Genomic DNA, 5,721 nt, shown 5'->3' on the forward strand with positions numbered 1-5,721 from the left:
GATACCAACTGTATCTGTTGAAAATATTCACTCCCTTTCTGTTGACATTCGGAAGACCGTCCTTATTAATGAATCTTCCCGAAAGATTGCTGCCAAAACCACTGTTTTCGGTATTTTTCTGCTGAATTTTTTTTCTGAATCCCCGTGCCATTTTTATATCATTTTTGTTTTAGTTTTTCTGTTGATTACAGAGCTTAAAAATAAGTTAATCTGCCAATTTATTTCATTCAAAAAAAACCAACATGCAAAGATAAAATATTGTTGTGATGAAATCTGTAAAAGCCTTTATGAATATTTTTAGTTAAAATATGAAAATTTCAGTTTGATTTTAATGGCAAAAAGAAGCTCGTAGAATTCTTTCATTTCTTTCTGAAAAAGGTTAAAAAATAAGACAATTTTCTCTTCAAAATTTCCGAAAAATCTTTCAGAAATTTTTCTCTCTGATTTTCAATTAGCTATGAATTTTCATCGAAAATAATTAAAAATCAATTTAATACGACGAGTTTTGTCGCCATGCCGGACGATATTTGTAAAAAGAAAAGGATGAGATTGAATATCAAAAATTAAGGTGGATATCCAAGCCGGACACCACCTTAAAAAATAAGGCTAAAATGGAGGAACTCTAATAAAAAGAGCCCCCAACTTTAATCTTAAAACCAAAACAAAAGTAAGAAAAAAATGTCAACAAATGAGAAAACAACTCTGTCTCAAAACTTTTGGGACTGGATGCAGTCGTATTGGCACACTAACAGAGATTTTCCGCCTGCACATCCGGACTGGAGAAAAAAAGCAGATTTAGTTAATGGTAAAGTTCCGGCGGGTCAGTTACCTAGTTATGTAGATGATGTGTTGGAATTCAGCAAATACGCAGAATTACCACAGCTTGGAGAAAAAGGAAAAATATATATTACCACTGAGATAAACAGTTTCGATGGAGTGGTTCTGCATATGTAGAAATCAATGCATTTTCAAATTTGACCCCTGCGGATTACGTAACATTAGATACAGTTCAGAATATAACGGGTAAAAAAAGATTTGATACTGCTTATAATTCTTATACAGCAGATGGTTTATTTGATCCGAATGCAAAACCTCTTTCTACAAATACACCTGGTGGAAAGAACTTATTGTTCGGATATAAGGATTATGGAAGTGGACAATATTATCCACGAATAGGATTTACATCAGATACTAATTGGAGCTTGGGAACTATTGGGAATAATTTTACGATTGGTACTAACAATGATGGATCGGCAGTACTTAATTTAACCTCGTCAGGAAAGCTGTTGATTAACAATAGTGAAGTATATTCTACTGATAATTTCAACCCGGAATACAAAGCAGAAAGAGAAAATAATGCCGTAGGAATTGGGTTTTACGGAGGACAGCTGACAATGCCTTTTATTAGACATAATTACGGCATTTCATATCTTTTCAGTGCAAAACCCATGGAATTCTTTGGTAGCGAAAAAAATGCAAATGATATTGAACGTTCCGGATTTTACGCTGTAGGAAATGGAACTCTTGGAACCGGAAATTATTCCGGATCAAAAAACGGGAAAAGAGCACTCCTGCATTTTGAAACAGAAAATATATATTCCGCTTCTCAGATTCAGACAGAAAGATATACGGGAAATATTCTAAGCAGAACCAGAACGGACGGGTTTTGGAGTGATTGGATAAAACATTGGGGTTCTAATGATTTTACAGCGGATAATATCGAAAAGTGGAATAATTCTATTGATAAATCATCTGCCCTGGAAGAGGTGATTTTAGAGGATGACGTTCTTAAGATTCAGCCTGATGAATTTTCTTTAGAAGGAAACGGCAGTTATGATGCAAATAGTAAAAAGAATTTGGTTCATGTACTTTTTAAAGACGGAACAGATGTGAATATCAGAGAGCTTGTCAAAAGGCAAACTATAGTCGTTTTCAACTTAAGCAGATTTTCTGTTAATCTGAATGTTGTAGGTTTGAAATCTTATTCATTATCTCCTGAAATGCAGATAAGTTTATACATAACAGATGAAATGGAGGTATTGCTTTATAATGAAACAAGGTTCAAAAAAATGTAATAGTTAGAGATAATTTTTTTATTGCGTCAAGTTCTGTCGCTATTGCAGATTATCTTTGTTTCAATAATAAAAAGAACACAAGCAAACATTCAATTTTTTTTTTAATCCTTTTAATTCGGCATTGACAAAATGCTGGACAAGGTAAAGTATGTCTAAAAATAAGATGATCAATGATAAGAAAGATTAAGAAAGAGGGTGGATAGCGTAGCCGGAACCACCTTAAAAAATAGGGTTGAATATACGAAATGACCTAATAAAAAGGATTGTTTCAACTTTAATTTTAAAACCAAAGAAAATAAAATGTCTACAACCAATTTAAATACAAATAACAGCTCACAGACTTTGTTCAGATTTGCTGCTTCAAGAAATCCGGAACTTTCAGATCCAAAAAACATCAATAGAAGATTCATATTCAGGGATACCAACTCGCGTACGAACAGCCTTATTGACAGCAAAGTTAATTCAACAATGTCTTTACAAAAGCTTCTTGAAAACCCGGGCAATATTTCCGGATTTACAGTGCTTACTGAAGAAAATCTGAAACTTGGCTATGCTGCTTTTTATGAATTAGCTGTCTGGGTGGCGAGAAATAAGGCTACAGCAAGCAAATCTGAATTCGATCAGAAGATTAAAAAGTACAATGATTACTTGGCAACTAATATGCCTGCTGTAATTACTGACTATTCCATTATCTGGGATAATTTAATTTATCAAGTAGTAACTCAAAAAGATTTTTATGCTAAAGAAACGATTATGCAGTTCTTGCATCTTAATCATATCCTTTCTGTATACGACTTTTCAGAAGAAGTCTATCAGGATGTAATAAAGGCTAAAGTCGTATTGCCGAAAGAACTCTTCAAGGCACCTAACTCTACCGTACCGTCACCAAATCCGCAGTCTACATCCAAAACAGTGATGTATGATCAAAAGAGTATGAAAATGGCAGAAGCAACAATGCAGCTTGAGCAGAATGAGAACCTGTCTGCAACGTTGAAGAAACTACAGGATAATTATAAGAAAGAATATGATGACGCTTATAAAATTGCTTTTTCTAATTATCAGGCTGAAGTAAAACCCCTTCAGAAACAGCTTCAGAAAGAAACGGCGGCCGCAGATAACAGAAAAAAGATTCTTGAGAACAGAATCAATTATCTTACCCAATTGAGTGTTGCAGATCCGGAGAAATTCTATGCCAACAGCGAATTGGATATGGAGCTTCACAGAATCAAAGATGAAATTATGAACATCTCCTATAGTGAGATCGAGCTTCCGGAATTCACCTTCGGTTTTGCTCCGGAGATTAATGCTTCTGTCTTGGAAAGATCTCTTGGAAATGAAGATAAAATGGCACTTTGCCGAGTGTTTGGAACAGCAAGTATTTCGGCTGCATTATCCGCAATTTCTACTTATGATGAGATTAATACAGCGATTACACAGAATAACCAGTCTTTACAGGAAACGATATTTAATAATACAAATCTGAATCAGGAAGCCTTTGTAACCTTAGGTGGAATAGTTGTACCAGTAGGAGAATCAGTATCAGCAGACATTCCCTTCAGTGTTAAAACATTTGCCAGAAACTCTTCGGAATGGAGTATTTTATTAGTGGTAAATAATTACAGCCAACGGATCGTTTCAGGCACATATAAAGTACTTATCAATGGAGATGAAATTAGCTCTACAGTTGTTTCCCAAACGGCAAATGGAGCAAATATTCTTCTTGATGTTAATCCAAGACTTTTAGGTTCACAAACCCTAAGAGCAGAAAGTTTTAATTTGCAAGGAAACGTTGTTCTTTCTGATGGTAAACAGTATAAATTAAATGTGACATTAACAGCTGATCAAACAAATGTTGATCGTTTGATCAATCAGCCTATCTTCAAAGGAAGCTCAATACTAACCTTAAAAAGTTCATCAGAAACCACAACGAACACTTGTCTGCCAGTAGCACTAAGAACAAGATCGTTTAGAAATTATTATGACAAATGGTTATTGAGTTTGACTCCACTTGATAATTCTTATTTGTTCTCTTCTGTATCCGCAACCTTTAAAGTAATGGATAATAACGGAAACATTGTACAGTTATCCACAGAATTGCAAGTAATTGACGGAGGAGATTATCTTTCTCTTTTTACTGATGGAATTGTTCCTAAGCTACAGATTACAAATGCTATTAAAACAGGGCTTCAGCTTGAAGGAGAGTTTACCTTGAGTAATGGCAACGTATATACCTGTAAAATTCCGATGGTTCCGAATACGGCGGCAGGTATTGATGATAATACAAAAACATACAACTTAACGGGTGATGGAAGAATATGTCTGAAACAGACAAACAATAACAACAATACTTCTACTACAACTATAGACAGCTCTGTATTTATTCCTTCAGGATTTGGAATGAAGAATATTGGAATTACCGATTATAAAAAAGTAGAACAATCCACTTATTGCTATGTAGAAGGAGATGTGGCACACATCGAAAACATCATGGCAAGGGAATATAAGGAAAGAGCTACAAGAAAACTCAGAAGAAGCGAAAATCAAACAACAAAATCGACTGAATCTGAGAAAGAAAAGCTCACTGATACAACTTCTACCGACAGACACGAAATGCAGAGCGAAATTTCCAAAATCCTTCAGGAATCTAAAGATTTTGCAGCGCAGGCAGGATTTAATGCTAGTTGGGGAATGGGAGATAATAAGTATGGTTTAAATGTTGGAGCTAATTACGCTACCCACAATTCCAAAGAGGAAAGCAACAGACAGGCGGTTACGGAAGCCAAAGATATCACAGCAAGAGCACTCGACAGAATTGTGACCAAAGTAAAAGAAGAGCGTATTGATAAGATCATCGAAGAGTTTGAAGAAAACAATAAGCATGGTTTTGATAATACGAAAGGAAGCAGCCACGTAGTAGGCGTTTACCGTTGGGTAGATAAGGTGGTGAAAAATCAAATCTACAATTACGGAAAACGTATGATGTTTGAATTCATGGTTCCTGAGCCGGCAAAACTGCATAAACTGGGGATGACGATTTCCAAAAATCAGGAAAACCAATTGGTAAAACCTGTTGATCCGAGAGAGTCTAATGTACAAAAATTAGAAAATTTTTCTTCATTGGAGGATGAAACAAAGCTGAAATTTTGGTTAAGTAAATATAGTGTAGAAATAGATGAAAGACCTGTTGAATCATTTAGTATTGGTAAATCTTTAAATGGGCAAACTTCTAAAGATATTTCAGAAATTGAATTTTATACAATGAAAGATGAGATTCAGATACCCGATGGATATATTGCAACATATGGATTAGCAAGTTTTTCAGCAGCGTCTGATGGAGATGGCTCAAATGTGAATTTGCTTTTAGGGGATCTGCATTATCATCAATGGGGTATGTGGGGACAAGCAAATGTATTTGATAGAAAAAAATTCCCGAAACCCTATTCAAAATCTGTGCCTATATCATCTACAGGATTTAATGAATTTGCAGGGACTTCAAATTTTATTATTGATGTTGAATTAACCAAAGAAGCTAAAAATGCTTGGTTGCAAAAAACCTTCAACAAAATTATTGAAGCCTATGAACTGGAAATGGATAAGTATAACCAGGCTTTAGCTGAAATAAAAGCGATGGGCGTTGAGATCAAAG

At 34.9% G+C, this 5,721-nt stretch carries 3 protein-coding genes; all 3 read left to right on the forward strand.

All coding sequences use genetic code 11. From position 1 onward, the window contains the following. Nucleotides 1-678: 678 nt before the first annotated feature. Nucleotides 679-954, forward strand: a complete 276-nt coding sequence (locus WFK35_RS19845; protein ID WP_336734147.1) for a hypothetical protein — start codon at nucleotides 679-681, stop codon at nucleotides 952-954. A 20-nt stretch (nucleotides 955-974) separates the two neighbouring features. After that, nucleotides 975-2,075, forward strand: coding sequence for a hypothetical protein (locus WFK35_RS19850; RefSeq protein ID WP_336734149.1), 1,101 nt, complete (start codon nucleotides 975-977; stop codon nucleotides 2,073-2,075). A 300-nt stretch (nucleotides 2,076-2,375) separates the two neighbouring features. After that, a partial coding sequence (locus WFK35_RS19855) for a hypothetical protein (RefSeq protein WP_336734151.1) occupies nucleotides 2,376-5,721 on the forward strand: 3,346 nt, incomplete at its 3' end.

The sequence above is a fragment of the Chryseobacterium sp. VD8 genome (genome assembly GCF_037149975.1).
Classification (GTDB): Bacteria; Bacteroidota; Bacteroidia; order Flavobacteriales; family Weeksellaceae; genus Chryseobacterium; species Chryseobacterium indicum.